Source organism: Maribacter litoralis (assembly GCF_003075045.1).
GTDB lineage: Bacteria > Bacteroidota > Bacteroidia > Flavobacteriales > Flavobacteriaceae > Maribacter > Maribacter litoralis.
In genome coordinates, this window is sequence record NZ_QCZD01000005.1 from 46,037 (window position 1) to 72,164 (window position 26,128).

28 protein-coding genes are annotated in these 26,128 nt (G+C 36.0%); 17 read left to right on the plus strand and 11 right to left on the minus strand.

Annotated features, from left to right (window positions below):
* Positions 1-27: 27 nt before the first annotated feature.
* Genes moaA through DCS95_RS17165 form a run of 7 tightly spaced genes read left to right on the plus strand, consistent with a single transcriptional unit; the run spans position 28 to position 5,560 of the window.
* A complete protein-coding gene (gene moaA / locus DCS95_RS17135) occupies positions 28-1,011 on the plus strand; it encodes a GTP 3',8-cyclase MoaA (protein WP_116772021.1) in 984 nt (327 codons plus the stop codon).
* Complete coding sequence (moaC, locus tag DCS95_RS17140) at positions 1,011-1,484, plus strand: cyclic pyranopterin monophosphate synthase MoaC (protein WP_116772022.1); 474 nt, start codon at positions 1,011-1,013, stop codon at positions 1,482-1,484. Before moaA ends, moaC begins: the two co-directional genes overlap by 1 nt.
* Positions 1,468-2,061 carry an NTP transferase domain-containing protein gene (locus tag DCS95_RS17145; RefSeq protein WP_116772023.1) on the plus strand — a complete coding sequence of 198 codons (594 nt, stop codon included), beginning with the start codon at positions 1,468-1,470 and terminating at the stop codon, positions 2,059-2,061. Before moaC ends, DCS95_RS17145 begins: the two co-directional genes overlap by 17 nt.
* On the plus strand, positions 2,058-3,131 hold the full coding sequence (gene moeB / locus DCS95_RS17150; RefSeq protein ID WP_116772024.1) for a HesA/MoeB/ThiF family protein: 1,074 nt from the start codon (positions 2,058-2,060) through the stop codon (positions 3,129-3,131). The genes DCS95_RS17145 and moeB overlap by 4 nt, the downstream gene beginning before the upstream one ends.
* Entirely contained in the window at positions 3,115-3,891 is a 777-nt protein-coding gene (locus DCS95_RS17155; RefSeq protein ID WP_116772025.1) for a sulfite exporter TauE/SafE family protein, read from the plus strand. Before moeB ends, DCS95_RS17155 begins: the two co-directional genes overlap by 17 nt.
* 49 nt (positions 3,892-3,940) lie before the next feature.
* Entirely contained in the window at positions 3,941-5,131 is a 1,191-nt protein-coding gene (locus DCS95_RS17160; RefSeq protein WP_116772026.1) for a molybdopterin molybdotransferase MoeA, read from the plus strand.
* A gap of 21 nt (positions 5,132-5,152) precedes the next feature.
* Positions 5,153-5,560: a hypothetical protein gene (locus tag DCS95_RS17165; protein ID WP_116772027.1), complete on the plus strand. Its 408-nt coding sequence runs from the start codon at positions 5,153-5,155 to the stop codon at positions 5,558-5,560.
* Positions 5,561-5,634: 74 nt separating this feature from the next.
* On the opposite strand, the gene DCS95_RS17170 is transcribed toward DCS95_RS17165, so the two are convergent.
* The 3 genes from DCS95_RS17170 to DCS95_RS17180 all read right to left on the minus strand — a co-directional run bounded on the left by DCS95_RS17170 (position 5,635) and on the right by DCS95_RS17180 (position 11,158).
* On the minus strand, positions 5,635-6,927 hold the full coding sequence (locus DCS95_RS17170; protein WP_116772028.1) for an amidohydrolase family protein: 1,293 nt from the start codon (positions 6,925-6,927) through the stop codon (positions 5,635-5,637).
* A 37-nt stretch (positions 6,928-6,964) separates the two neighbouring features.
* Positions 6,965-9,919: an amidohydrolase family protein gene (locus tag DCS95_RS17175; RefSeq protein WP_116772029.1), complete on the minus strand. Its 2,955-nt coding sequence runs from the start codon at positions 9,917-9,919 to the stop codon at positions 6,965-6,967.
* 171 nt (positions 9,920-10,090) lie between these two features.
* Entirely contained in the window at positions 10,091-11,158 is a 1,068-nt protein-coding gene (locus DCS95_RS17180) for a DUF3810 domain-containing protein (protein ID WP_116772030.1), read from the minus strand.
* Between the two features lie 29 nt (positions 11,159-11,187).
* On the opposite strand from DCS95_RS17180, the gene DCS95_RS17185 reads away from it, so the two are divergent.
* Complete coding sequence (locus DCS95_RS17185) at positions 11,188-12,672, plus strand: aminoacyl-histidine dipeptidase (RefSeq protein WP_244178482.1); 1,485 nt, start codon at positions 11,188-11,190, stop codon at positions 12,670-12,672.
* A gap of 73 nt (positions 12,673-12,745) precedes the next feature.
* Here DCS95_RS17185 and DCS95_RS17190 read toward each other — a convergent pair whose 3' ends face one another.
* The 3 genes from DCS95_RS17190 to DCS95_RS17200 are packed head-to-tail and all read right to left on the minus strand — an operon-like array spanning position 12,746 to position 15,460.
* Entirely contained in the window at positions 12,746-13,882 is a 1,137-nt protein-coding gene (locus tag DCS95_RS17190) for a peptidylprolyl isomerase (protein WP_201304160.1), read from the minus strand.
* Positions 13,883-13,895: 13 nt separating this feature from the next.
* Positions 13,896-14,447 (minus strand): gliding motility-associated peptidyl-prolyl isomerase GldI, encoded by a 552-nt coding sequence (gldI, locus tag DCS95_RS17195; RefSeq protein ID WP_116772032.1) that lies wholly within the window; start codon positions 14,445-14,447, stop codon positions 13,896-13,898.
* A complete protein-coding gene (locus tag DCS95_RS17200; protein ID WP_116772033.1) occupies positions 14,444-15,460 on the minus strand; it encodes a DHH family phosphoesterase in 1,017 nt (338 codons plus the stop codon). Before DCS95_RS17200 ends, gldI begins: the two co-directional genes overlap by 4 nt.
* A gap of 75 nt (positions 15,461-15,535) precedes the next feature.
* Here DCS95_RS17200 and DCS95_RS17205 point away from each other — a divergent pair, with 75 nt between their 5' ends.
* Positions 15,536-16,564: an alkaline phosphatase D family protein gene (locus tag DCS95_RS17205; RefSeq protein WP_116772034.1), complete on the plus strand. Its 1,029-nt coding sequence runs from the start codon at positions 15,536-15,538 to the stop codon at positions 16,562-16,564.
* Between the two features lie 45 nt (positions 16,565-16,609).
* Positions 16,610-17,029, plus strand: coding sequence for a nucleoside-diphosphate kinase (locus tag DCS95_RS17210; RefSeq protein ID WP_116772035.1), 420 nt, complete (start codon positions 16,610-16,612; stop codon positions 17,027-17,029).
* Positions 17,030-17,103: 74 nt separating this feature from the next.
* Here the strand turns inward: DCS95_RS17210 and DCS95_RS17215 are convergent, their stop codons facing one another.
* From DCS95_RS17215 to recF, 3 genes are read right to left on the minus strand one after another with little or no spacing between them, the layout of a single operon-like run.
* The gene (locus DCS95_RS17215; RefSeq protein WP_116772036.1) at positions 17,104-17,400 is read right to left on the minus strand and encodes a DciA family protein; all 297 of its coding nucleotides are present in this window, start codon (positions 17,398-17,400) and stop codon (positions 17,104-17,106) included.
* A complete protein-coding gene (locus tag DCS95_RS17220) occupies positions 17,400-17,819 on the minus strand; it encodes a lipocalin family protein (protein ID WP_116772037.1) in 420 nt (139 codons plus the stop codon). Before DCS95_RS17220 ends, DCS95_RS17215 begins: the two co-directional genes overlap by 1 nt.
* Positions 17,819-18,898 carry a DNA replication/repair protein RecF gene (gene recF / locus DCS95_RS17225; RefSeq protein WP_116772038.1) on the minus strand — a complete coding sequence of 360 codons (1,080 nt, stop codon included), beginning with the start codon at positions 18,896-18,898 and terminating at the stop codon, positions 17,819-17,821. Before recF ends, DCS95_RS17220 begins: the two co-directional genes overlap by 1 nt.
* Positions 18,899-19,021: 123 nt before the next feature.
* On the opposite strand from recF, the gene DCS95_RS17230 reads away from it, so the two are divergent.
* From DCS95_RS17230 to DCS95_RS17260, 7 genes are all read left to right on the plus strand, one after another.
* Positions 19,022-19,789 carry a tetratricopeptide repeat protein gene (locus tag DCS95_RS17230; RefSeq protein ID WP_116772039.1) on the plus strand — a complete coding sequence of 256 codons (768 nt, stop codon included), beginning with the start codon at positions 19,022-19,024 and terminating at the stop codon, positions 19,787-19,789.
* Entirely contained in the window at positions 19,789-20,271 is a 483-nt protein-coding gene (gene ribH, locus DCS95_RS17235; RefSeq protein WP_116772040.1) for a 6,7-dimethyl-8-ribityllumazine synthase, read from the plus strand. Before DCS95_RS17230 ends, ribH begins: the two co-directional genes overlap by 1 nt.
* An 87-nt stretch (positions 20,272-20,358) precedes the next feature.
* Positions 20,359-20,694 carry a riboflavin synthase subunit beta gene (locus tag DCS95_RS17240; protein WP_244178483.1) on the plus strand — a complete coding sequence of 112 codons (336 nt, stop codon included), beginning with the start codon at positions 20,359-20,361 and terminating at the stop codon, positions 20,692-20,694.
* Positions 20,694-22,547, plus strand: coding sequence for a DNA mismatch repair endonuclease MutL (gene mutL, locus DCS95_RS17245; RefSeq protein WP_116772041.1), 1,854 nt, complete (start codon positions 20,694-20,696; stop codon positions 22,545-22,547). Before DCS95_RS17240 ends, mutL begins: the two co-directional genes overlap by 1 nt.
* Positions 22,548-23,291 carry a rhomboid family intramembrane serine protease gene (locus DCS95_RS17250; RefSeq protein WP_116772042.1) on the plus strand — a complete coding sequence of 248 codons (744 nt, stop codon included), beginning with the start codon at positions 22,548-22,550 and terminating at the stop codon, positions 23,289-23,291.
* 3 nt (positions 23,292-23,294) lie between these two features.
* Positions 23,295-24,170: a rhomboid family intramembrane serine protease gene (locus DCS95_RS17255; protein WP_116772043.1), complete on the plus strand. Its 876-nt coding sequence runs from the start codon at positions 23,295-23,297 to the stop codon at positions 24,168-24,170.
* A 2-nt stretch (positions 24,171-24,172) separates the two neighbouring features.
* Positions 24,173-25,204 (plus strand): endonuclease/exonuclease/phosphatase family protein, encoded by a 1,032-nt coding sequence (locus DCS95_RS17260; protein WP_116772044.1) that lies wholly within the window; start codon positions 24,173-24,175, stop codon positions 25,202-25,204.
* Here DCS95_RS17260 and DCS95_RS17265 read toward each other — a convergent pair.
* Together DCS95_RS17265 and DCS95_RS17270 are read right to left on the minus strand one after the other, a co-directional pair.
* Positions 25,185-25,505 (minus strand): DUF6122 family protein, encoded by a 321-nt coding sequence (locus DCS95_RS17265; protein ID WP_116772045.1) that lies wholly within the window; start codon positions 25,503-25,505, stop codon positions 25,185-25,187. The two genes, DCS95_RS17260 and DCS95_RS17265, sit on opposite strands and share 20 nt — an antisense overlap.
* Positions 25,498-26,127, minus strand: a complete 630-nt coding sequence (locus DCS95_RS17270; RefSeq protein WP_116772046.1) for a WbqC family protein — start codon at positions 26,125-26,127, stop codon at positions 25,498-25,500. The genes DCS95_RS17265 and DCS95_RS17270 overlap by 8 nt, the downstream gene beginning before the upstream one ends.
* Position 26,128 lies beyond the last annotated feature (1 nt).

Below are 26,128 nucleotides of genomic sequence, written 5' to 3' on the forward strand. Positions count from 1 at the left end.
TGAGTTTGAACTTGTATTTTTAAAAGTATGTTAGTAGACAACCATAATAGAGCAATTAATTACCTAAGATTGGCGGTGACAGATCGTTGCAACCTGCGTTGCAATTATTGTATGCCAGAGGAGGGAATTAACTTTGCGAAAAACGACAAGTTGTTTACTATAGACGAGCTGGTCAAACTAAGCGAAATTGTTGTTTCTCAAGGCATAGATAAAATACGTATTACAGGTGGTGAGCCTTTTGTACGTAAAGATTTAATGGTTTTGTTGCGTAGCTTATCAAAATTAGAAGGTTTACATGATATTTCTGTTACTACGAACGCAACATTAATTGGTCCGTATATTGATGAATTAAAGGAATTGGGCATTAAGAATATTAATGTAAGTATGGATGCCATAAATCGTGAGACCTTCGAGCGTATAACCCGTCGTGATCAATATGATGTGGTGTATAATAATATGATTCGCTTAATTACCGAAGGGTTTAATGTGCGTATTAATTTCATAGTCTTAGATGGTCAGAACACTGTTGATATTCTACCCATGTTAGAATTGACCAAGCATTACAATGTTTCGGTTCGCTTTTTAGAAGAAATGCCTTTTAACGGAGGGTCTAAAGAGTTTCAAACTATTAAATGGGATTTTAAAGCGATTCTGGAACAAATTAGAAATGCCCATCCTGAGTACTATAAATTAGAATCTCCAAAGACATCAACGTCCATAAATTATAAGATTCCTGGTTATAAAGGGACTTTTGGGGTAATACCTTCTTTTAGTAGAACTTTTTGTGGCAGTTGCAATCGTCTGCGAATTTCTGCAACCGGTGATGTTATCACTTGTTTATATGCTAAAGCAAGTGCGAATTTAAGGGACATAATGAGAGCCGATGATGTGGAAGAAAATATCAAAAAAGAAATTTTAAAGGCTGTCGGCAGTCGTGCTAAAACCGGTTTTGAGGCACAAGAAAAATATAAAGACGTATTTAGTAATTCAATGACTTCAATAGGAGGGTAATGCAAAAAAAATTATCGCACATAGATGAATCCGGGAATGCTACAATGGTCGATGTTTCCCAAAAATTAGCTTCGGTACGTACCGCAATTGCAAGCGGACTAATAAAATTTCCGACAGCAGTTTTTAAATCATTATCCGATCAAGATTTTGTGGGCAAAAAGGGGAGTATTGTACAAACAGCGGTTATTGCCGGTATACAAGGTGTAAAGAAAACATCAGAATTAATTCCTTTGTGCCATCAAATTAATTTGTCCAAAATTAATGTGGAAATAGAACCTGTAACGGATGCATTTCAAATTACATGTACCGTAAAATGTACGGAGAAAACTGGTGTTGAAATGGAAGCTTTAACGGGAGTGTCCATTGCTGCGTTGACTATTTACGATATGTGTAAGGCACTTTCACAAGATATTGTAATAAGTGCAATTCAATTAGAACAAAAAACGGGAGGGAAGAATGATTTCCAAAGATAAATTATATGGTTTAGTGCTTTCCGGTGGAAAAAGTACTAGAATGGGTGAGGATAAAGGATTGATAAAATATCACGACCTTCCACAGCGTGAACATTTATATCATTTGCTGAATGAGGTTTGTGACGATGCGTTTCTAAGTATTCGCAAAGATCAAGAGAATGAAATATCAAATTCATTTAATACGATTGTTGATAATAATGAATTTCGCGGTCCGTATAATGGGTTGCTTTCTGCACACAAAGCATACCCGAATGTAGCGTGGTTGGTATTAGCTTGCGATTTGCCATTGATAGATAAAAAGGCTTTAAAAGAACTAATTGCTGCCAGAAACCCAGAGAAATTGGCAAGCGCCTTTGCAAATGAAGAAGACCCTTTACCAGAGCCTCTTTGTGCAATTTGGGAACCAGAAGCATTAAAACAATCTGTAGCATACTTGGAAGCCGGAAACGGTTCTTGCCCAAGAAAATTCTTGATAAACGCAGAAGTTCATTTGGTGTTCCCTCAGCAGAAAGAGGTATTGTTAAATGCAAACTCTAAAGTGGAATACGAAGAAGCATTGCAAAAAATTGCATCATGAACCAAGATCGTTACCAAAGACAAATTACCTTAACGGAATTTGGAATTGAAGGGCAGCAGAAGCTAAATAAAGCCAAGGTTTTGGTGGTTGGTGCTGGCGGACTAGGAATTCCTGTATTAACGTATTTAAACGCTATGGGTGTTGGTACCCTTGGTATTGTTGATGCTGATGTAGTTTCGTTATCTAATCTTCATCGTCAAGTTTTATTTACTGAGACTATGGTAGGCACTCCCAAAGTTGAGGCGATAAAGAAACAGTTGTCAGCTCAGAATTCTACAACCAATATTGAGATTTACAAGTCTTATTTAACAACCGCCAACGCACTTGATATTATTAAAGATTATGATATAGTTGTAGATGCTACAGATAATTTTCCGACTAGGTATTTGATTAATGATGCTTGTGTAATAGCTGACAAGCCATTTGTGTATGGGGCGCTACATGCTTTTGAAGGTCAAGTAAGTGTTTTTAATTACAAAGGCGGACCAACATACCGTTGTCTGTTCCCAACTATGCCGACGGCAGATGCAGTACCTAATTGTAATGAAAATGGTGTGCTAGGTATTTTGCCAGGTATCATAGGTAACCTTCAAGCTTTAGAAGTGGTAAAGGTTATTGCTGGAATAGGAGAGGTGTTATCAGGAGTCTTATTACTTTTTGATACGCTTAGCCAGCGTATGCAACGAATGAAATTTAAATTACAGGCTGGTAATAATGAGATTAAATCACTTGCTACTAGTTATGAGTTTGATTGTGAACTTCCGCTAAAATCAATTGAGTCCGGTGAACTTCAAAAATTACTTTCAAGTAACTCTATTGAACTTATAGATGTACGAACGGATAAAGAGTTTCAAAGGCAACATTTAAAAGAAGCCAAGCATATACCATTGGGCTCATTAACTGATAGGGTCGCTGAGGTTAATTTAGAGGAAACGGTGTATGTCATTTGCCAAACTGGTGTGCGAAGTAAAAAGGCGATTGTCAAGTTGCAAGAATTACACCCAGGTAAAGATTTTGTAAATGTTGTTGGAGGTATGAACCAGATGAAAAATTATGTTGATACCTATTGAGCAACTAATGCTTTTATGTGTTGGGTTCTTTATTATAGCCACCTTGTATTCTTCGGTCGGTTTTGGTGGTGGTTCTAGCTATTTGGCACTGTTAACCCTTTTTTTGACCAGTTTTTTTGCAATAAGGTCTATTGCCTTAGTATGTAATTTGGTAGTTGTATCGGGTAGTACTTACTTATATTTTAAAAATGGTCACGCCAAGTTAAAAGACTTTCTACCATTTGTTTTGGCTAGTATTCCCTTAGCATATTTAGGAGCCACCTTTCGACTAAAAGAAAGCGTGTTTTTTATAATTCTTGGATGTTCGCTTATTCTTTCAGCCTTGTTTTTGGCCATGCAAACATTTGAGATGAACACTGCAAAGAAAGAAGTAAAAGACTACCCTAATTATATGAGTTATATTTTGGGAGCCGTAATTGGGTTCTTATCCGGATTAGTAGGTATTGGAGGAGGTATTTTTTTAGCACCTATTCTAAACCATTTAAGATGGAACAAAGCAATTAAAATTGCAGCCTTAGCCAGTTTCTTCATATTGGTTAATTCTGTTTCAGGTCTATTCGGTTTGCTTACTAGTAATTCTCTTTCCTTACCATGGAAAGAAACTATGTGCTTGGTTTTCGCCGTTTTGCTTGGTGGTCAATTAGGTATTAGAATCAGTCTAAAAAGGTTATCTGCATATGGAATTAAAAGAGTTACTGCACTGCTTGTTTTCGTAGTAGGTATAAGAGTGTTATTGGTTAATGGATTGGGCTGGTTTTAGTCTTGCCTTATACTCAAGAGAATCCATTTAAAAAAATTACCTTTAATCTATGATTACATTTAAGGAAGCCTATCAGAAAGTTTTAAAGCATCGCTTAAATTTTGGAGAAGAAGAGGTTCAACTTATGGACAGCTTAAATAGAATTTTAGCTGAAGATATTCTTGCCGATCGTGATTTTCCTCCTTTTGATCGTGCAACTAAAGATGGTATTGCAATTCAATTTTCAAGTTTGTTGGAAACTGAACATGCATTCATTATAGAAGGTGAAGCTGCAGCTGGTGTAACACAACAGTCGTTAATTGATACTGGCAATTGTTTAGAGGTTATGACGGGTGCGGTAGTTCCTCAAAATTGTGATACTGTGGTAATGTACGAACATATTACAATAGCAGATAATAAGGTCACCATTAATGAGAAAGTAACAAAAGGTCAAAATATACACTATAAGGGAAGTGATGAAAAAACTGGAGCGGTTATTCTTTCAAAAGGAATAAAAATAACTCCGGCTGAGATAGGGGTTTTGGCCTCCGTGGGCAAATCTGTAGTCAACGTGAAAGTAAACCCAAAGATTTGTACCATAGCTACGGGAAATGAATTGGTTGAGGTTGACCAGTTGCCAGAACCACATCAGATTAGAAAATCAAATATGTTGACCATTGAAGCGGCATTATTGAACAGTACGATAACTTCCTGCTCATTACATCTTTTAGACGATAAAGAAATTATTAGGACAAAACTGGAGAAAGCTTTAGTTGAAAATGATGTTCTATTATTGAGTGGTGGGGTATCTAAGGGTAAGTTCGATTTTATTCCAGATGTTATGGAATCCCTTGGTGTTGAAAAGGTGTTTCATAGAGTAGCACAAAGACCTGGTAAACCCTTTTGGTTTGGCGTTCATGCAAAATTGAATACCGTTATTTTTTCATTTCCTGGTAATCCTGTGTCCACATTTGCCAATTATCATCTTTACTTTTTACCATGGTTGCATACCTCATGGGGCATTCAATTAGATAATTTGTATATTAAGCTAAGTGTGCCCATGCGAATAATGCCACCTTTGACCAGGTTTGTTCATGTAAAAACGGAGTTTAAAGAAGGCGCTGTTTGGGGAACACCGGTGGTTGAAAATGGATCGGGCGATTTAACCAGTTTGGCTAAAGCCGACGGCTTTATTTGTTTGGAGCCGAAAGAGAAGGCTTATGAAGTAGGAGAGGTGGTACGTTTTATAAAAACCAGGTAGTAACCAATTAAATCTTTTGATATGAATCCAGTATTAAAAAACATTTTGGCTGTCGTAGCCGGAGTTATTGTTGGTAGTATGGTGAATATGGGAATTGTTATGATCAGCGGTTCTATTATTCCGCCACCGGAAGGTGGAGATATTACTACTATGGAAGGTTTAAAATCAACCATTCATTTATTTAAGCCCAAGCATTTTATTTTTCCTTTTTTGGCTCATGCCTTAGGTACCTTGGTGGGTGCATTTATAGCTGCTAAAATAGCGGCAACTAGAAAAATGCTTATGGCTTTGTTGATAGGATTATTTTTTCTAATTGGAGGCACGGTTAATATTGCCATGCTTGGTGGGCCAATGTGGTTCACTGCTTTAGATATTATAGTAGCTTATTTGCCGATGGCATATTTAGGGTATTTGCTCGCCAAGAAATAGCATTTTTTTTGTAAAATAAAAGAGGCTGTCTTTCTGTAAGACAGCCTCTTTTTAATTGCCACAAATTATATGTGCTATTTTCCTTCGTACTTGCCCATGTAGCGTTTCCAAAGTTCTGTTTGGTGTGTTTCTAAAGAAACTGTACGTCCGTCAATGAAAACATGGGTTAATCGGTTTCCGGCCATGTCTAGAGCATCACCTTCAGAAATGAACAGAGTGGCACTTTTTCCGTTCTCCAAAGTTCCATATTGATCATCTATACCCAATATTTTGGCAGTATTTCCTGTAATCAATTGAACTGCTTTTTCTTTATCCAATCCCATTTGCGCAGCTTGTCCCGCGTAAAAAGGTAAATTTCTTGTCTGAAAGTTTGCTGCTTCAGAATTTTGAATGCCTACTAACAATCCGGCATCTACCAATAACTTTGGTAACTTATATGGTAAGTCATAATCATCATCATCAAAAACGGGAAGGTTGTGGGTAAACTGTACCAAAACAGGAATATTATTGCTCTTTAAAAAATCTGGAATTTTGTAAGCATGATAACCACCTATCAATACAATTTCTTTAGAACCATTGGATTTTAAGGTATTTACGGCATCTATAATTTGCTTTTCATCATCGGCATGAACGTAAAGTTTCTGGCTTCCGTCAAAAATACCTTTCATGGCAGCAAAGGCTGGGTTAACCTCTTTTGGCGTCGATTTGCCATAAGCTTGGGCATTTTTTAGAAAAGAAGCAATTGCATCTATTTGCTCAGCATAGTCTTTGTTTGGATGGTAACCAGGGTCCTCACCGGCCCACCAGCGACCTTGTTTAAAAGTACTTGGCCAATTTAAGTGAATACCATCATCTACTTTTATAGCGGCGTCTTCCCAGTTCCAGGCATCAAATTGTACGATACTTGAAGTACCGGAAATTAATCCGCCAGAAGGTGCAATTTGCCCAATTAACACACCATTGGGTCTCATGCTCTCTACAACTTTGGATTCTGCATTGTATGCAATTAAACTTCTTACATGAGGGATAAAATCTCCTATTTCATCTTCATCTTTAGAAGCTCTTACGGCATCAATTTCTACTAAACCTAAAGTCTTTGCCGGTGCAATGAAACCTGGGTATACATGTTTGCCGGTAGCATCTATGATCTTACCTTTTCTTGCGATTCTCATTTTAGAATCACCAACAAAAGTAATTTTACCGTCTTCGAACATAATAAGCGAACTCTCTATTGTTTCTCCATTACCTAAATGAGCCGTGGCCCCTTCAATAGTAATAGCTTCGGTCTGTTTATCGCCCGGTGTTTGTTGCGCTATGGCCGGTAGTGCCAAACCAAGGGCTATAATCAAGGTTATTAATCTTTTCATTTTTACTGTTTTATATTTTTGAATACTTGTGGTTATATTAAAGGCTTTCGCAAGTGAAATCTCTTTTTATACTTTGCTTTGGGCTTTGTGTTTTTTTGCCGCTGCTCTTTTCTTTAAGCATCATTGTTACCAAGTCATTACGTTCTTTTTTAATGGCGTCACGATTCTTCTTATCGGTTTCCAAATCAAAATAGGTAACCCCTTCTATCATTGTTTTTTCCGCTTTTGAATATACGGATAACGGACTACCGGACCACAATACCAAATCAGCATCTTTTCCAACTTTAATACTACCCACACGATCGTCTAAGTGTAATAGTTTAGCTGGGTTGATGGTAACCATTTTCCAAGCCTCCAATTCTGTCATACCACCATATTTAATTGTTTTTGCCGCTTCTTGATTCAGTCTTCTGATCATTTCACGGTCATCACTATTAATAGCGGTTACAACACCTTGTTTTTGCATAATTGCCGCGTTGTATGGTATTGCATCGTTTACTTCAAACTTATAGGCCCACCAGTCACTAAAGGTACCAGCGCCTACACCATGTTCAGCCATTTTATCTGCCACTTTGTACCCTTCTAAAATGTGGGTGAAGGTATTGACCCTAAAACCAAAGTGCTCAGCAACTTTCATCATCATATTTATTTCGCTCTGTACATAAGAATGGCAAGAAATAAAACGCTCTCCGTTTAGAATTTCAGCAAGAACCTCCATTTCTTCATCGTAACGGTATGGTTCGCCATTTTTCTTTTTGGTGTCGTATTCCTTAGCTCTTTGGAAATAATTCATATATAACTGCTCAACACCCATTCGTGTTTGAGGAAAACGGGAATAACTGCCCCAGTTACTTTGCTTTACATTTTCTCCAAGAGCGAATTTTATAAACTTAGGAGAGTTGTCATAAATTAAGCCGTCTGCTTCTTCTCCCCATTTTAATTTTAAAATAGCCGACCTACCGCCGATTGGGTTAGCAGAACCGTGAAGTAATTGTAATGAAGTAACACCACCTGCAAGAGATCTATAGATACCCATATGCTCTGGATCTACAACATCTTCCATTTTTACTTCTGCCGAACTGTTTTGACCGGACTCATTTACTGATAGGGCAGCAATATGACTGTGTTCATCAATAATACCTGCAGTTAAATGTTTGCCGGTTGCATCGATCACCTTGGCGCCACCTGCATTTAAATCTTTTCCTATTTTAACGATTTTACCGTTTTTGACAAGTACATCTGTATTTTCTAGAACTCCAGCATCTTCACTCGTCCAAACCGTGGCATTTTTAAATAGTGTGTTTTCAGCTTTTGGTTTAGTAGCAAAACCATATCCAACATTTGGGAATTTTACAGGAACTATATTTTTGGCAGCGGTAGCTTTTTCTTTTTCTGATTCCTTTTCAGCAAATGATTTTGATTTCGTTGCCGTGAATTTCGATTCTGTACCATCGGGCAGAACCAAACGACCGGATAAGTTATCTGAGGATTCTGTGACGGCACCTATCATTCTATAGGTTTTATCGTCTTTCTTTGTTGCAAAAGACATGGTTACCCAATTGTCATCGTATTTAATTTTAGAATTCAGTTTAGCGGTGTCTTGCTTAACCTCAATTTTAGGTTTTGAAACTTCTCCCGAGATGGCTACGTCGTAGGTTTTTCCTTGTACCATTAATTTGTAATCTCCTCTAATATCTTTAACATCCATAGAGTTAATTACACTTTTGGTTCCTTGTACCCAGTTTTCATATAAGGTTGTAGACTTATCAAAAACATCACCGGATGTAATTAGAAAATTAGCAAGGTGCCCTGCTTTTAAAGAACCTATTTCATTTGATTTACCTAATATTTCAGCAGGTACCGTAGTCAAAGCTTCTAGTGCTTTGGTAGATGAAAGTCCGTACTCAATGGCTTTCATTAATTTCTGTTTAAAATTCGAAGGAGATTTTAAATCATACGTTGTAAGCGAAAATTGAATTCCATTATCAGCTAATACTTTTGGGTTAGATGGTGCTTGGTTCCAATAACGCATATCTTGCAAAGACACATAGTCCACCGCGTATGGGTTCGAAACATCATAAGCATCTGGGAAGTTTATAGGTAAAATAAATTTGGCATTCGTAGCTTTTATTTCCTCTATTCGCTCAAATTCGTTTCCGCCTCCTAAAATCGTATACTGTATGCCATTGGCGTCACCAATTTTATCTACTCGTAGATCGTGGGATTTGTCTTTGGCCTCAAAAATCTGAACTAGATTTTTATTGTCGTTCAATGCTTCTAAAGAAAGATCTGTGGTCGTGGCATTCCCTTTGGCATACCAATCTGCGTCACTATACATTTGTCGTAATAGTGCTAGAGTTCCCATTAGTGAACTTGGGTAAGATTGCCCTTTGGCAATACTTCGGCTCAAAGAAAAATATTGGGCAGAGCGATCATCCAGTATTCTGTTCGCATTGGTTCCTTCTCCATTTAAAGCGATAAGAACACCTGTGCCTCTAGCAATACCATCATGTATGTGTGAATTAACAACGCCAAAACCAGCCTCTCGTAATTTTTTGGCTTCCTTATCGTCATATGTAAATTTCTCGATTGCCTTATTCTCTGGCATAATATGGTCATTCCAATAATAGCCTTCTCTAGAAGGTTCATATTGAGCAGATCTACCGCGACCCGGTTTCTTTTTAGCTTGTTCCACTCCAAATTTTGAGTATACATCGATAAATGATGGGTAGATTGATTTTCCTTGCAAATCAATAACAACGGCATTTTTAGGTATGCTTACTGTACTAGAAGCGTTGACTACTTTACCGTGTTGGATCAATAGTGTTCCATTTTCAATAACCTGTGTAGGGGTTACATAGATTTTAGCGTTGGTAAAGGCAGTATAATTATTGTTATTGACCTTTACGCCTGCGTTCTCAGGAAAATAATCCTGGGCATTTAAAAATGTACCATACCCAAGCAGGCATAGTGCAAAAAATAATTTTTTCATTACGTTTAGTTTGAATTAGTGTTTTAAAAATACTGGGATTCTACAGTAAAATGGGCTTATTTCACTTTTCTTTAACAGTTGAAAAAACGCAAATTGAGAATAGCTATTATTTTCTTAATTTTTTAAAGTATGGATGGAAATGAGGCGATTAGATCACGAAGTCTTAAAATATTATAAAGGGTGATTTTTATGATAGGCTACTAAAAAGAGTACAACGGCATTATAGCTTCTTATACCTTCGGTCTGATTGTTGGCTTTTAAAAAAGTGTCGAATATAGATTTGAAAACGGGTTCCATTGGGTTTTCATAAGAATTCCAGAAAATTGCCATTTCTTGAAAATTCATCTTAACACCATGGTTTAAATTCTGCATGATTCTTTCAAAGTCATCTTTATTGGTTCTTCTAACGTCGTTTAGGCAATAACCAAGGGCGTAGGCATAGGCAGCATACTTAAAATACGGGTCTTTATTGCTAGATGTTACCAGGTAGCCAATAAAGTTTGTCTCATTTTCAGCAGAATATCCAATTTGATGCCCCACTTCATGGCCAGCTACAAATGGAAATCTAAAGTTGGGCAGTAGATCATTTACTTGGGCCTCATTGGTAAATGGATTTAAATACCCGGCATAACCCATATAAGTAAGCCCAGTGCTAAATAGCGATTTTTTTAGGCTAGGGGTGTTATATGCAAGAAATGGGTGTATTGTTTTAAGGTGTTTGTAACCATCAATCGTTTTGTTGAAAATCTCTTTTTGGGAGTATGGTATTTTCACTGCCAAACTAGAATCTTTTGTAATTTGTAATTGAGATTCGTTCGTTTTTTTGATCAGGCGTTCTGTAAATTTTAAAAGGTCTTTATATTCCTTATTAGGTGTAAGTTGTAATTTATGCGCAAGTGGCTCTCTATAGTAGTTCATGCCCCACATAATATGAAAGGTAAAGTAGGTTACCGCTAAGACCATACCTACGTTTTCTAAAAACTTGAGTTTATTTCGCCAAATATGCTTTATTTTTCTTACGATATATAATAAGGCAAGAACTGATAACGAAAAATATAAAAGGTCACCTACGGAAAATGGAATCCATCCAAATAAAAGCCTGAAAAAGTTAGAAATGATAGGATAAATACCCATGCTATAATATTGTTCAACTAAATCTGTACGGGTTGCCAGCCATTTCACAATTATGAATTGAGGAATTAGGGTTAAGGCAATAGCAGTTTTAAAGGATATCTTCATTGACCCAAAAATAGCGAAATCCTTTTTCTATGAGTACTTTTGTGGAATCTAACCATGAAAATTGTAGAATGGATATTAACAAAATAGAGCCCACATCTGTTTGGGAAAATTTTTCTAAGCTAAATGCAGTTCCAAGACCTTCTAAAAAAGAAGAAAGGGTTATTGGGTTTATGTTAGAGTTTGGAAACAAACTGGGATTGGAAACTATTTCTGATGAAGTTGGAAATGTTATTATTAGAAAACCGGCTACCGAAGGTATGGAGGGTAATAAAATGATTACCCTGCAGAGCCATTTAGATATGGTTCATCAAAAAAATGCGGAAACCGAATTTGATTTCAATACACAAGGTATTGAAATGTTCGTTGATGGTGATTGGGTAAAGGCAAAAGGTACAACACTTGGTGCTGATAATGGTATGGGTGTAGCTGCTATAATGTCGTTGTTAGAAAGTAATTATATACCACACCCACCGTTAGAAGCTCTCTTTACTATTGACGAGGAAACTGGTATGACGGGAGCTTTTGCCTTAAAAGAAGGTGTGCTTAAAGGAGATATTCTTCTTAATTTGGATACCGAAGAGGATGATGAAATAGATATTGGTTGTGCTGGTGGTATAGATGTTACCGCAACTAGAACGTATAGTGAAAAAGAAGGTACACATGGCGATGCCGGATTTCAAATAACCGTTAAGGGTTTAACCGGTGGCCATAGTGGTATGGATATTCATAGAGGGAGGGGAAATGCCAATAAAATTATGAACAGATTACTATACCTAGGATTGGATCACCATGTTCGCGTTAGCTTTTTAAATGGGGGTAGTTTAAGAAATGCCATACCTAGGGAAAGTGTTTGTAAGTTGAATATTGTGCGAAAGCAAGCAGATAGTTTTGTAAGCAAGGTAAAGCAGCTTTCCAAAACTATAATTAAAGAGCTAAAGGAACAAGAGCCTAATCTGAAAATTGAGATTGAGGATATAAAGCCCGCAAAAAAAGTAATGGGTCTTGGTGCTCAAGAAAAAATGGTAAAAGCTATTTATGCGGCACAAAATGGCGTATATGCTATGAGTGGGGCTATAGATGACTTGGTAGAAACATCTAATAATATAGCAAAGGTAAAGGTTGAAAATGGTAAAATCAGAATTGGTTGTTTGACCCGTTCTTCGGTAGATTCAGCTAAATTGGACTTGGCCAATTCTTTGCGGTCAGCCTTTGAATTGAGTGGTTTTGATGTAGAGTTAAGTGGAGATTACCCTGGGTGGAACCCTAATCCTAATTCAGAGATACTTACCGTTGTAAAAGATACTTATGTCAACTTGTTTAAAGAAGAACCAAGAGTAGTTGCTTGTCATGCTGGTCTGGAATGTGGTATTTTAGGACAGAATTATCCTGAAATGGATATGGTGAGTTTTGGTCCTACTATTTTAGGGGCTCATTCACCAGATGAACGAGTTAGTATATCATCAGTACAAAAGTTCTGGAGTTTACTTTTGGAAGTTTTAAAGAATACGAATTAAAATATTTAACTGTATTAAAAAAGGCCCTTCAGTGTCTACTGAAGGCCTTTTTTAATTGTAGTGTCAATTACTATTATTCATTTATACCTGTAATCTCAAGGTCAAAAATAAGGTCTGCATTTGGAGGTATTGGGCCACCACCTTGTTCGCCGTATCCTAAATGAGACGGAATGAACAAACGAACTTTGTCACCAACTTTCATAGTTAATAGTCCTTCTCTGAAACCTGCAATTAAACGAGAATCTGGAGAATAGTCCATTGGTACAGGCATGTAACCACCACCTTGCTCTCTATTCCAATCAAAAACACCGTATTTCTCGGCAATCTCTTGATAGTTACTGTCAAATAAGGTACCGTTCTCTAAGTAACCCGCATACATTACATTTACTTTTTGACCTACTTTTGGCTTCTCGCCATTACCATTTTCTAATGTCAAAACTTTAAGTCCAGATGGTAGTTCGGTTGCTTTTGCCTTTTGTTTATCTAGAGATGCAGCAAATTCATCTTTAATCTTTTGAACAGCAGCCAATTTTTCTGCTTTTTCTTTTTCAATGGCAGCCAACCTTTCTTCTTCACCGTCGAAATAATCGGTCATGATCTGAACAGCATCAAATTTACGAGCCTCTTTACCATTACGTATTATTTCTATTGTATTCATAATAACCGGTTCTATAGGTTTGTTACCGGCTCCAACGGGTACGTTGGCGATGGAATCAACAACATCTAAACCTTCTACTACTTCACCAAAAACAGTATGTTTATTGTTTAGCCATGGTGTCTCTTTATGTGTAATGAAGAATTGGCTACCGTTGGTAGTTGGTCCGGAATTCGCCATAGACAAAATTCCTTTTTTATCATGTACCAAAGAGTCGTTGAACTCGTCCATAAATTTATACCCTGGGTTGCCCGTACCTTGTCCTAAAGGGTCACCACCTTGAATCATAAAATCTTTCATAACCCTGTGAAAGGTTAAGCCGTCATAGTACTTTTTATCTTTATATTCCTCGCTAACGAAAGTATTTGTACCCTCTGCCAAAGAAACAAAATTGGCAACGGTAACAGGAGTTTTTTCTTGCTCTAAGCGAACAATGATGTCACCTTTAGAAGTTTTGATATCGGCGAACAAACCGTCGCCTAAATCTGCTCTTTTGCTAGTTTTACAGCTGGTTATTAGTAAACCTAGAACTGCAAGCAAGTACATTTTTTTAATCATAATGGTCATTTTAATTTACTGTATTTTCTTGTTGTTTTTCTATTTGTAAAATTGTGATAGTTGATTTAATAGGTACATTGGTGCCTATTTTATTTTCATCACCATGATATCCATAAGCAATGGAGGAAGGAAACAAAAACGTAGCTCGTTCATTTTCCTTTAGCATTTTAATGGCTTCGCGTAAACCCAAAAATAACTCTTGCTTATCTACCTTATAGTTTACGACCCCAATATCTTCTTTAGAGTAAATGGTGTCATTGTCCAAAGTGAGAATGTCATAAGTAAAAACAACCAAATCATCTGTTTTGGGCGTATAATCACTTTCTTCATTTACGGTTAAATAATGGTACCACGAGCCAGATTTGCTGTGGTCGTAATGTTTAAGTGAATCTAATTTTATGATAGACTGAATTTTTTTTTCTTCAGCTTCAAGTAGTTTTCGGCTTCTTTCTATGGATGCCTTAAAAAAGCTGCCACTTTTGGTTTGTACCGGTTTTCTGGGTTCAGGACCATCACAGCTGCTTATGATTATAGCTAAAAATAAAATTGTTAGTATTCTCATGATTGTAATTGATTCTTGTACAAAGGTAGTAACGCAGTAAATTTTGCTATGGTATCGGTAATAGAATCTTCACTTCTGCCACCAGCGGCATTTGTATGCCCGCCACCATTAAAATGTTTTCTTGCAAAATCATTCACAGAAAAATCACCTACTGATCTAAATGATATTTTAAAAATTCCCTCTTCTTTGTTTTCAATGAATATGACAGCAAATTTAATTCCGTCCAAAGTAAGTCCGTAATTTACAAAACCTTCGGTATCGCCTTTTTGGTAATTAAATGTATCTAATTCTTCTTGGCTCAATGTAATATAGGCTGTAGAATATTCTTCTAAAATCACCATATTCTTCAACGCACAACCTAATAAGTGCAATCTGCTTGGCGAATTGGTGTCATAAATTCGATGATGAATCTCTGTTCCTTCAGCACCTTTGTCCATAAGGTCTGCAACAACCCTATGTGTATTACTGGTGGTAGCTGCAAATTTAAAAGAACCTGTATCTGTCATTATTCCTGTATAGATGCAGTTTGCCATTTCTGGTGTAATACTGTTTTCATCACCCAGCTGGTTAATAAGCACATAAACCATTTCACAGGTAGAACTCATACTTACGTCAGAATACATGATACTGGCATAGTCAGCGGGTTCTTGGTGGTGGTCAACCATAACGAAAGTGGCTTGTGCGGCTTCAAGAACCTCACTCATTTGACCTACCCGACCTAAATGGTTGAAGTCTAAAGTAAAAATGATATCGGCATTGTTAATACAGGCTATTGATTGAGAATTTTCTTTTTCAAAATTCAAAATTCGGTCTGCACCGGGCATCCATTTTAAAAACTTAGGGAAGTCGTTGGGTGCTACAATGCTTGCTGTATGACCATTATTGATCAGATAGTGCCATAGTGCCAATGTCGATCCAATGGCATCTCCATCGGGATTTTTATGTGGAATAATCGCTATTTTCTTTGTTGAGGAAAGTAGCTTTTTAAGGGCGTTTAGGTGCTCTAAATTCATGGCGGCAAAGATACAATTTAATAATATAGGCTTTAAACGGAATGCCTTAATTTTACCCAGACTTAACTATCTCACATGAAAATTATATACTTTATTATCTGTTCGCTCTTTTTGGTTTCTTGTTCATCCAGTAAAATACAAGTAGAAAATATAGCTTCTGAGCCTGATTTTGTACTCGCTTTTGGATCTTGTAACAGGGTTGATCTACCTAATCTTTTATGGGACGATATCTTAAAAGCAAACCCAGATGTTTGGGTGTGGGGAGGTGATAATATTTATGCAGATACCGATGATATGGTAGCACTACGTGCTATGTACAATGAGCAAAAAGAACAACCGGGATACAATCAGCTTTTAAAAAGTACGGACATTATTGGTACTTGGGATGATCATGATTACGGATTGAATGATGGCGGAGTGGAATTTTCGGCTAAGGATGCCAGTCAGCAAGAATTCTTGAATTTTATGAACGTACCAGATGATAGTCCGTTGCGAAATCGACAGGGTGTCTATAATTCCAAAATATATGAAATTGACGGACACAGTATCAATATTATACTTTTAGATACTAGGTATTTTAGAACACGGTTAACTGTTGATACGGAAACAGATAAAAGATTGAAGCCTAATAAATATGGTGAAGGCACAATTTTGGGTGATGTGCAGTGGAATTGGTTAGAGAATGAATTGAAAACTACTACTGCCGAATTTAATATTATAGTAAGTAGCGTACAGTACCTGTCTAAAGAACACGGCTTTGAAGCTTGGGGTAATTTTCCACACGAGGTGGATAGAATGGCAAAAGTGATTGCAGACTCAAAAGCTGAAGGTGTAATAGTGTTATCTGGTGATCGTCATATTTCTGAGTTTTCTAAAACCAATTTAGAGGGGATGGATTATCCTTTAATCGATTTTACAAGTAGTGGGTTAACACATGCATATAGAGACTTTTCAGGTGAGCCTAATCAATACAGGGTAGGAGAGGTTGTTTTTACAGAAAGTTTCGGAATTCTAGAGTTTCATTTTAATACGAAAACTGTTGATTTTAAAATAGTTGGAGATAACGGATTAGTGTTGCAAAGAATAGAACAAGTGTATGAATAGTTGTGAGATATGTGGAAAAACGTATTTTTGCGCAAAAATTAAGATATGAGTACGAATAGAACGTTTACAATGATTAAACCAGATGCCGTTGAAAATGGACATATTGGGGCTATTTTAGAAAAAATTACTGCTGCTGGTTTTAAGATCGTAGCGATGAAATATACACAGTTGAGCTTAAGGGATGCACAAGAATTTTATGGTGTACATAGAGAGCGTCCTTTCTTTGGTGAGTTGGTTGAGTTTATGACTAGAGGTCCTATTGTTTCTGCAATTTTGGAGAAAGAAAATGCTGTTGAAGATTTTAGGGCTTTAATTGGTGCTACCAACCCTGCAGATGCAGCTGAAGGTACTATTCGCAAAATGTTCGCGACTAGTATTGGTGAAAATGCAGTACATGGTTCTGATAGTGATGAGAATGCAGCTATTGAAGGTGCGTTTCATTTTTCGGGAAGAGAAATTTACTAAGACAAATTTTATAATATTAAAAAAGCCGGTTCGAAAGAACTGGCTTTTTTGTTTTTGCATTATTATTGTAGGGGTTATCTAAGAACTAATTTCTTCACTACCTCTTTTCCAATTTCTTCATTGAGCATACGTACTATTTTCGATTTGCCCAAGCTAAGTTCTTCACGTAATACAGATGAACTTAGAGAAACGTATAAAGTATCAAATTTTAATTCTATTTCTGTAGTGTAATTATTTACCCCGTTACCCATTAATTTAGCCCAAGCGGCTCTTGCATCTACTTTATCTATTCCTTTTTCGAGTTTGTTCTTTTGAATAAATGCAGAAAGTGCCTCTTTCATTGAAGTATTGTCGTTTCCTCTACTTGCCATTATGGGGTTATGTTTATAGGTTCAAATCTATTATATTTATAGGTGACACCGTCGTTGTTTTTTACCGAAAAACTTTCTTCTTCTAATGATATTAGCGCCTCTTCCCAAATATTGGAATCATTTTTGTATTTCATGAAAATAGAATCATTGGAAATTATAATTTTAAAAGGCTCGGCGTCGTTAGATGTTTCAAAAGTGCCATTAAATTTTGGGTCTACCTTTTTTCTAAATCCTTCTAAGGAGTCTAATTGAATATAATCTACCGTACTGTTAATTGAGTATTCTTTTTTTGCTCCGTCTACGAAGGTAACTTCTTTTATCTCCCAATAACCATTTAGTAGATGTAATTTTTTTTGGTCGACTTTTGAATTACATGAAATTATTAATAGTGTGAAAATAAGGGTAAGCTTTTTCATCATTACAATTTAAATATTTTATAGGATTGATGAATTTTTTTAACAATGCTTTCGGTGCGATCTGCATGTGTATCGCTAATGAAGATTTGTCCGAAATTTTCATTGTTTACTAAGGTAATGATGTGCGAAACCCTGTTTTCATCTAGTTTGTCGAATATATCATCAAGAATTAAGATGGGCGTTGTGCCGCTTTGAGATTTCATGAAATGAAACTGTGCAAATTTCAGGGCGATCAAAAATGATTTTTGTTGTCCTTGGCTGCCGAATTTTTTAATGGGATATTCGCTTATCTCAAATCTAAGGTCATCTTTATGAACTCCAACGCTGGTGTATTGTAGTGCACGGTCCTTATCAAGGCTTTTGCTCAGCAGTGTCAATAAATCATTGCTCTTTAGCTTACTTTCATAAGTAAGTGATACGTTTTCGGTATTTCCGGTAATTGCTTTGTATTGTTCTTGAAATATAGGAATGAATGATTCTAAGAACGTTGTCCTCTTTTTAAAAATTTCAGAACCATACGTATGCATTTGCTCATCATAAACAGCTAAAGTGTCTTTGTTAAAAGTTCTGTTTGCGGCAAAATACTTTAATAAGGCGTTTCTTTGAGAGACAACCTTATTATAGTTGATGAGGTTTTGCAAATATGATTTGTCTGATTGTGAAATGACCCCGTCAATAAACTTTCTTCGTGTTTCGCTTCCTTCAATAATTAGATCTCTATCTGCAGGAGAGATAATAACTAAAGGTAAGAGACCTATGTGATCAGCAAAGCGGTCATAAGCTTTGCCGTTTCGCTTTATAATTTTTTTATTGTTCTTCTTAAGGCTGCAAACAATTTTTTCTTCCCTATTTTCTTTTTCAAAAGCACCTTCTATTACGAAAAAGTCAGAGCCATGCCTTATGTTTTGAGATGAAACGGGGTTAAAATAACTTTTGCCAAAACACAAATGGTAAATGGCGTCTAGTATGTTTGTTTTTCCTATTCCGTTTGCGCCAACAAAACAATTAATTTTAGCATCGAAAGCAAGTTCTTTAGATTCAAAATTTTTATAATTGATCAGTGATAATTGTCTCAGCTGCATTAAAAATATCCGATTTTAGATTTGGTAGGATGTAAACTAGCGTAAAATATCCAAAAATAACGAATAAATACACTTTGCGATTTCAATAAAACCATTATTTTTGCGCGATCAATAAATTTACAGATGGCAACATATAAGAAAAGAGGACATAAACCTGAAACAAAGGCTGAACAGCAAGAATTTGACGAACAGGAAAGCACAACAGCTGAGGTTTTTAGTTCTTTAGATGAAGGAGCTTCAAGGTCAGAAGAATGGGTTTCTAAGAATCAGAACTATATATTAGGAGTCATTGGAGTAATAGCTATCAGTGTTTTGGCATATTTGGCATACAATCAGTTTGTTGAAAAGCCAAAGGAATCAAATGCGGCAAACGAAATGTATTACCCGCAGCAGTATTTTGATCAAGCTTTGGTAGCAACCAGTCAAAAAGATTCTTTGTTTACTTTGGCATTAGAAGGTGCAGAAGGTAAATATGGCTTTTTAGATATTATTGAGGAGTATAGTGGAACAAAAGCTGCCAACCTTGCAAATTACGGTGCTGGTATGTCTTATTTGAATATGAACAAATATCAAGAGGCTATTACGTATTTAGAAGACTTTAGTTCAGATGATGCCGTTTTAGGAGCATTGGCTAAAGGTGGTTTGGGCGATGCTTTTATGCAGTTAGACCAGCCTTCTGATGCTTTAGGGTATTATGAGGCCGCTGTAAAGCATAGCGGTAATGAATATACAGCTCCTAAATTTCTGTACAAGGCAGGTATTACCGCTTTGGAGATGGGAGATAAGGATAAAGCTTTGGAATTTTTTCAAAGAATTAAAAATGATTTTCCTAAATCGGAAAATGCCAATTCAATAGATGCGTTTATTGGTATGGCGAAAAGTGCTGAATAATGGCAACAGAAAATAAAAATTTATCGGCTTACGATAAGGCAACAATCCCAAACGCGAACGGACTTCGGTTTGGGATTGTTGTTTCAGAATGGAATTCTGAAATTACAGAAGGACTTTACAATGGAGCAATAGAAGCTCTTGTTGATTGTGGAGCTCAAAGTTCTGATATCATAAGATGGAACGTGCCTGGTAGTTTTGAACTTACTTTTGGTTCAAAGAAAATGATTCAGACCCAAAAAGTAGATGCCGTAATAGCTATTGGTAGTGTGATACAAGGGGAAACCAAACATTTTGATTTTGTTTGCGATGCTACTGCACAGGGCATTAAAGATTTGAATATTACCACTGATGTACCTGTTATTTTTTGTGTCTTGACAGATAATAACATGCAACAGGCCATTGATCGTAGCGGTGGTAAGCACGGTAACAAAGGTACTGAAGCTGCAATTGCTGCTATAAAAATGGCTGTTTTAGGTAACTAGAGTCATTCTTATTTTTTTATTATTTCGAACTTTTTTTGAATTAGCGGTCGAACATATTGACTGTTAACAAATTTTGGCATTCCTATTATGCCCTGTTTTTCTATTTTAAGTAACTTTGAAGCTATGGGGATGTTGAGTAAAATTACAAGGTTGCGTAAGAATAGGCGGTTCGAATATAACCCTAGGTTTTATGATGATAAAGGAAAAGGGAATCCTTATAAAATAGAGCCAAAATTTGACCAATTTCGTAGTACACTGAATACATCTCGAGGTTTAAAAAGAAAAATCAATAGCGCAATTGAAGATGCCAAAAGAAAAGGTGATCGAAACTTAAAGATGAGGATGGTCGTCATTATAACGGTTTTGGTATTTATTTTTCTTTATATCATTGATTTTGACCTCTCAATTTTCTTTTCTTCATAATGGCCGATATTATTAGATTATTACCAGACCATGTAGCAAACCAAATTGCTGCTGGGGAAGTGGTACAACGCCCATCTTCTGTGGTGAAAGAATTGATGGAAAATGCCATTGATGCCGGCGCTACAGATATTCAACTGATTATAAAAGATGGTGGTAAAACACTTATACAAGTAGTTGATAATGGTAAGGGTATGAGCGGTACAGATGCACGTTTAAGCTTTGAACGCCATGCTACTTCAAAAATTCAAAAAGCGGAAGACCTTTTTAATTTAAATACCAAAGGCTTTAGAGGTGAAGCCCTTGCGTCTATTGCAGCAATTGCCCATGTAGAAATGTTGACTAAAACCGAAGATGATGACATAGGTACAAAAATTAAGATAGAGGGTAGTAAAATTGTTTCGCAAGAAGTAGTTGTTGCCCCTAAGGGGACTTCTATGTTGGTGAAAAATTTGTTTTTTAATATTCCGGCAAGAAGAAATTTTTTAAAATCAGATCAAGTAGAGTATAGACATATTACCGATGAATTTCACAGAATTTCATTAGCACATCCTCAGGTAGCATTCAGTTTTTATAATAATGGTAGTGACGTTTTTCAATTGCCTGCCAATGATTTTAGAAAGCGTATTGTGCATATTTTTGGAAGAAAGACCGATGAAAAATTAGTTCCTGTTGAAGAAGAAACACAGGTAGTGAAAATTTCAGGTTACATTCTTAAGCCAGAGTTTGCGAAAAAGAGTAGGGGAGAACAGTTTTTCTTTGCCAATAATAGGTTTATTAAAAGTCCGTATTTGCATCATGCTATATTGGGTGCTTTTGAAGGTGTAATTAGACCGGGTACTCATCCCGGATATTTTTTAAACCTTGAGGTGGACCCTGGTACGATCGATATAAATATTCACCCCACGAAAACTGAAGTTAAGTTTGATGATGAGCATACTTTATATGCAATGCTGAAATCTACTGTAAAACATAGCTTAGGGCAGTTTAATGTTGTACCGGCACTTGATTTTGACCAAGATCAGAATTTAGATACTCCGTATTCCTATAAAAACAAACAAGTTGGTATTCCGCAGGTTGTTGTAGATTCTTCTTTTAACCCTTTTGAAACAACTGAAAAGCAGTCAAAAGGAAATATAAGCGGAGGCAATTATAAAAAACCTAAAGTAGAAGGCTGGGAGAATTTGTATGCAGGGTTAGAAACGAAGGTTGAAAGTAATGTTAGTCACCTAGAGTTTGAGTCTGAGGTGGTCAATAGCAGTATCTTTGATGATGAAAAAGAAACCGTTGAACAATCAACAACTACTTTTCAATTGCGTAAAAAGTTTATAATTACAACCATTAAATCAGGCATGGTAGTTATTAACCAAAGTAGGGCTCATCAACGTGTGCTCTATGAGAAGTTTTTAAAGAATATTACCATAAAAGAGGCGGTAAGTCAGCAATTACTATTTCCGCTAACATTATCTTTTTCACCCGGAGAAATGAATATTTTAAGTGAAATAAAAGATAGCCTTTGTACGGTTGGCTTTGTTTTTGGAGAGTTAAATGATGATGGAGTGGAGATAAAAGGTGTTCCGGTTTTGGTTGTGGAGAGTGAGGTTCAGATGATCATGGAGCAGTTGATGTCAGATTTTAAGCAAGAAGTTCCTGGCGATAGTTTTTCCCAAAGTGATATGTTGGCCAAGACCTTGGCTAAAACCCTTTCAGTGAAAACGGGAGAGTCTTTAGATGAGTTCTCGCAAGTGAAGTTGGTAAATGATTTGTTTGCATGTAAGGAAACTACATTGAGTCCCTTTAATAAAAAAGTATACGTAACCATTACGGAGAATGATATTGAACGAAAATTTATATAAATGGGAAGAATAACAGAAACTATAAAGCACTTATTGATTATTAACGTTCTGTTCTTTGTTGCTACACAGTTGTATGGCGAACAAATGTATGAGTTGTTCTCTCTTTACTTCCCAAAGAATGAGCATTTTCAGCTTTGGCAAATCATTACCCATATGTTTATGCATGGTGGTTTTATGCATATTCTTTTTAATATGTATGCGCTTTGGGCATTTGGGTCGCCTTTAGAACAAATGTGGGGAAGGAATAAATTCTTGTTCTTTTACATTTCGGCAGGTTTGGGTGCGGCATTGATACATATTGGCGTAAATTACTATTACTACAATGCCGGAATGAGTGCTTTAATGGATGCTGGTATTGCAGAAAGTAGTATTCTTGAAATTATAAATAATGGTCAATACAGTACAGATTGGTACAATATTGCAGGGCGTTCAACTATAGATAATTTTTTAAGTGCGTTCAATACGCCTGTTGTGGGGGCATCTGGGGCTATTTACGGTATACTTGTTGCCTTTGGTATGTCTTTTCCTAATAGTGAATTGTTTTTGATCTTTTTACCTGTACCTATAAAAGCAAAGTTTTTTATTCCGGTTTTAATTGCATTAGATTTGTTTTCCGGAGTAACGGGGTATAGTTTATTTGGACAAGGTATAGCTCACTTTGCGCATGTTGGTGGGGCATTATTTGGATTTCTAATGATGTGGTATTGGAAAAAAAATCAGTTTAATAATAATAGGTGGAACTAAAGTATGGCTCAACCCGATTTAAAATATCAGTATAGCAGGCTAAACATTGCCGAAAAGTTAATTGCAATTAATGTAGTCGTATTCATTGTAAATGCGCTGGTTCCTTTTCTTTTGGGGTTGTCAAGCAATGTTATTGTTCAGTGGTTCGAGTTGCCTAATGATATTGTTGGTATCGCTTTTCAGCCCTGGTCAATAGTTACCTATTCTTTTTTTCATGGTGGCATTGGTCATTTGTTCTGGAATATGTTGTTGATCTATTTTGTTGGTCGTATTTTTTTAAATCTTTTTGATGCAAAACGCTTTCTTAACGTCTATATTTTAGGTGTAATTTTAGGAGGGTTGTTCTTTGTTCTAGGCTATAATATTTTTCCGGCATTCTTTAATACTAATGCTTATTTGATAGGTGCTTCGGCTGGGGCTAGTGCCGTATTGATTTTTGTATGTACTTATTTGCCCAATCAAGAAGTTAGAGTCATTTTTTTTAATGTAAAGCTTTGGGTAGTTGGTGCGCTAGTAGTGTTAAGCGATTTAGTGCAATTACCTATTAGCAATTCTGGCGGACACCTGGCGCATTTAGGAGGTGCTTTCTTAGGGTATCTATATGCAAGTCAATTGGCTAAAGGAAATGATATAGGATCCGGATTCTCAAGGTTTATGGATAGTATAGCCAATCTATTCAAAAAAGAGAAGAAAGCGCCGCTAAAAACAGTGTACAAGAACAAAAGGACGTCTAATAGCACTTCGTCTGCTGCTGACTATGATAAGAAAACACATCAAAAGAAGATAGATGCTATTTTGGATAAAATAAGTAAGTCTGGCTATGAAAGTTTATCAAAAGCAGAGAAAGACTTCTTGTTTAAAGCGGGTAAAGAGAACTGAAAATGAAGAAGTTGTCTTTTTTTAAAAGAATCATGTTGTTCTTAAACATGATTGTAGTTTTCTGTTTGTTTTTGGCATGTATTGTGCCATACACATCCATAGCAAGTTTAGCTTTTATTAGTTTAACCGTACCTGCATTGGTTTGCATCAATATGCTTTTCGTATTGTATTGGGTATTGGCTAAAAAAGTATACTTGTTTTTTTCGTTATTGATTTTGGTCTTTGGTTATTTTACTCTAGGTTCATTTATAGGTTTTAATAGTAAACTTAATAACACTTTAGAGGGTGGAGCAATATCTTTGTTAAGTTATAATGTGTTAGGTTTTCATGGAAAGAATTACAATGAGTGGGAAATAAGTACAAGTGGTGATATCGTTGAGTTTGTTGAAAGCGAAGACCCAAGTATTATTTGTTTTCAGGAATTTCAATCATATCATTTAAAAAATGATATGCTTAAAAATTATCCTTATGTAGCGAACAATTTTGAAAATCAGAAGGATAATATTAGTGTAAACTTAGCAGTTTATTCTAAATATAAAATTATCAATAGTGAAAAACTTGTGTTTCCAGATACATATAATGGAGGATTATTTATTGATATGATAGTTCAAACCGATACTGTAAGAGTTTTTAACTTACACTTACAATCTTTTGCGGTTAGACCAAATAATTTAAAATATGAGCGATCTGATCGTTTATTTGTTCGTTTGCGAGATTCTTTTGAAAAACAACTACAGCAAGCTGAAATTATAAGAGAATTTATAAATAATAGCCCTTATAAGGTTATAGTGGCAGGTGATTTCAATAACACCCAATTTTCCAAAGTATACTTTAATATTAAAGGCAATCTAAAGGATACTTTTCTAGAAGCTGGTCGTGGTTATGGTGAAACAATTAAGTTTTGGAAATTTCCTTTTAGAATTGATATGATATTAACTGATCCTTCTATAGAGGTGTTATCACATAAAAATTACAAGATCGATATATCTGATCATGAACCAATAATGGCAACTTTTAAAATTCCCCACCAATAAATAAACAATCTACGATATCCGCTAATATGTGTATTAGCAATGCGAGCCCTATTATTCTGGTTTTCTTGTAGGCAAACATCATTGTATACATAGCTATTGCCCAATACGAGTGTAACGGATGAAAATTAATACTACAACGATTTGCGTCAAACATTGGTGTTGCAAGTAAATGGTCTAAATCGGTAACTATACCGGACAAAAGTATAATTGCCGCCCAAAATTTATTTTCCCTGTAAAAATAGATGGCGATAATGATGGGTACTATGAAATGAATACCATAATGAGCTATGAACCTAAGCATTATCCTGTGATATAAAGTCCTTTTTTAAGTATTCAATGGTGTTAGGTCCTAAATTGAATAGTAGGTCTAATATGCTTAGATTAGGGATAAATCCGTGGCGGTCACCAAAAACTTGTGTATATGGTTCAATAGTGAGCTTGTGCTTTAGTTTAGCATTTATCAAAAACCTGAAATCTTCATGTTCGCTTGGTTCAATTTCAAACTCCGTAGAGGTATCTTTTGGCATTTCCATTTGCAAACACTCGAAAATGGTTTCAATCGTTTTTAAATTATAATCTAAAAGCTTCTCGTAGGGTTTATCATATAAAGGTTTAATCTCATCTTCATAAAATTCAAAGAAAGGAGATGTTCTGTATGCTGTTTGTAGGGTTCGCCAATGTTGCCTTTGCCAAGGGTAAGAATTGTCTATTAAAACATCTTTATATTTTTGTCTGCCATTTTCCTTACCCACATGAATTATAGGAATACTTAATATGTGCTTACCACGGTCATTGGATATATATGTTCTATTTCTAAAGGTCTGCTTTTGGTAATTATCATGTACCTCCCAACAAACTGGCTCGTGGAGTATATAGCTGAACGCAAATATATTAGGGAAATATGAAGGATGAATTAGTTTCATC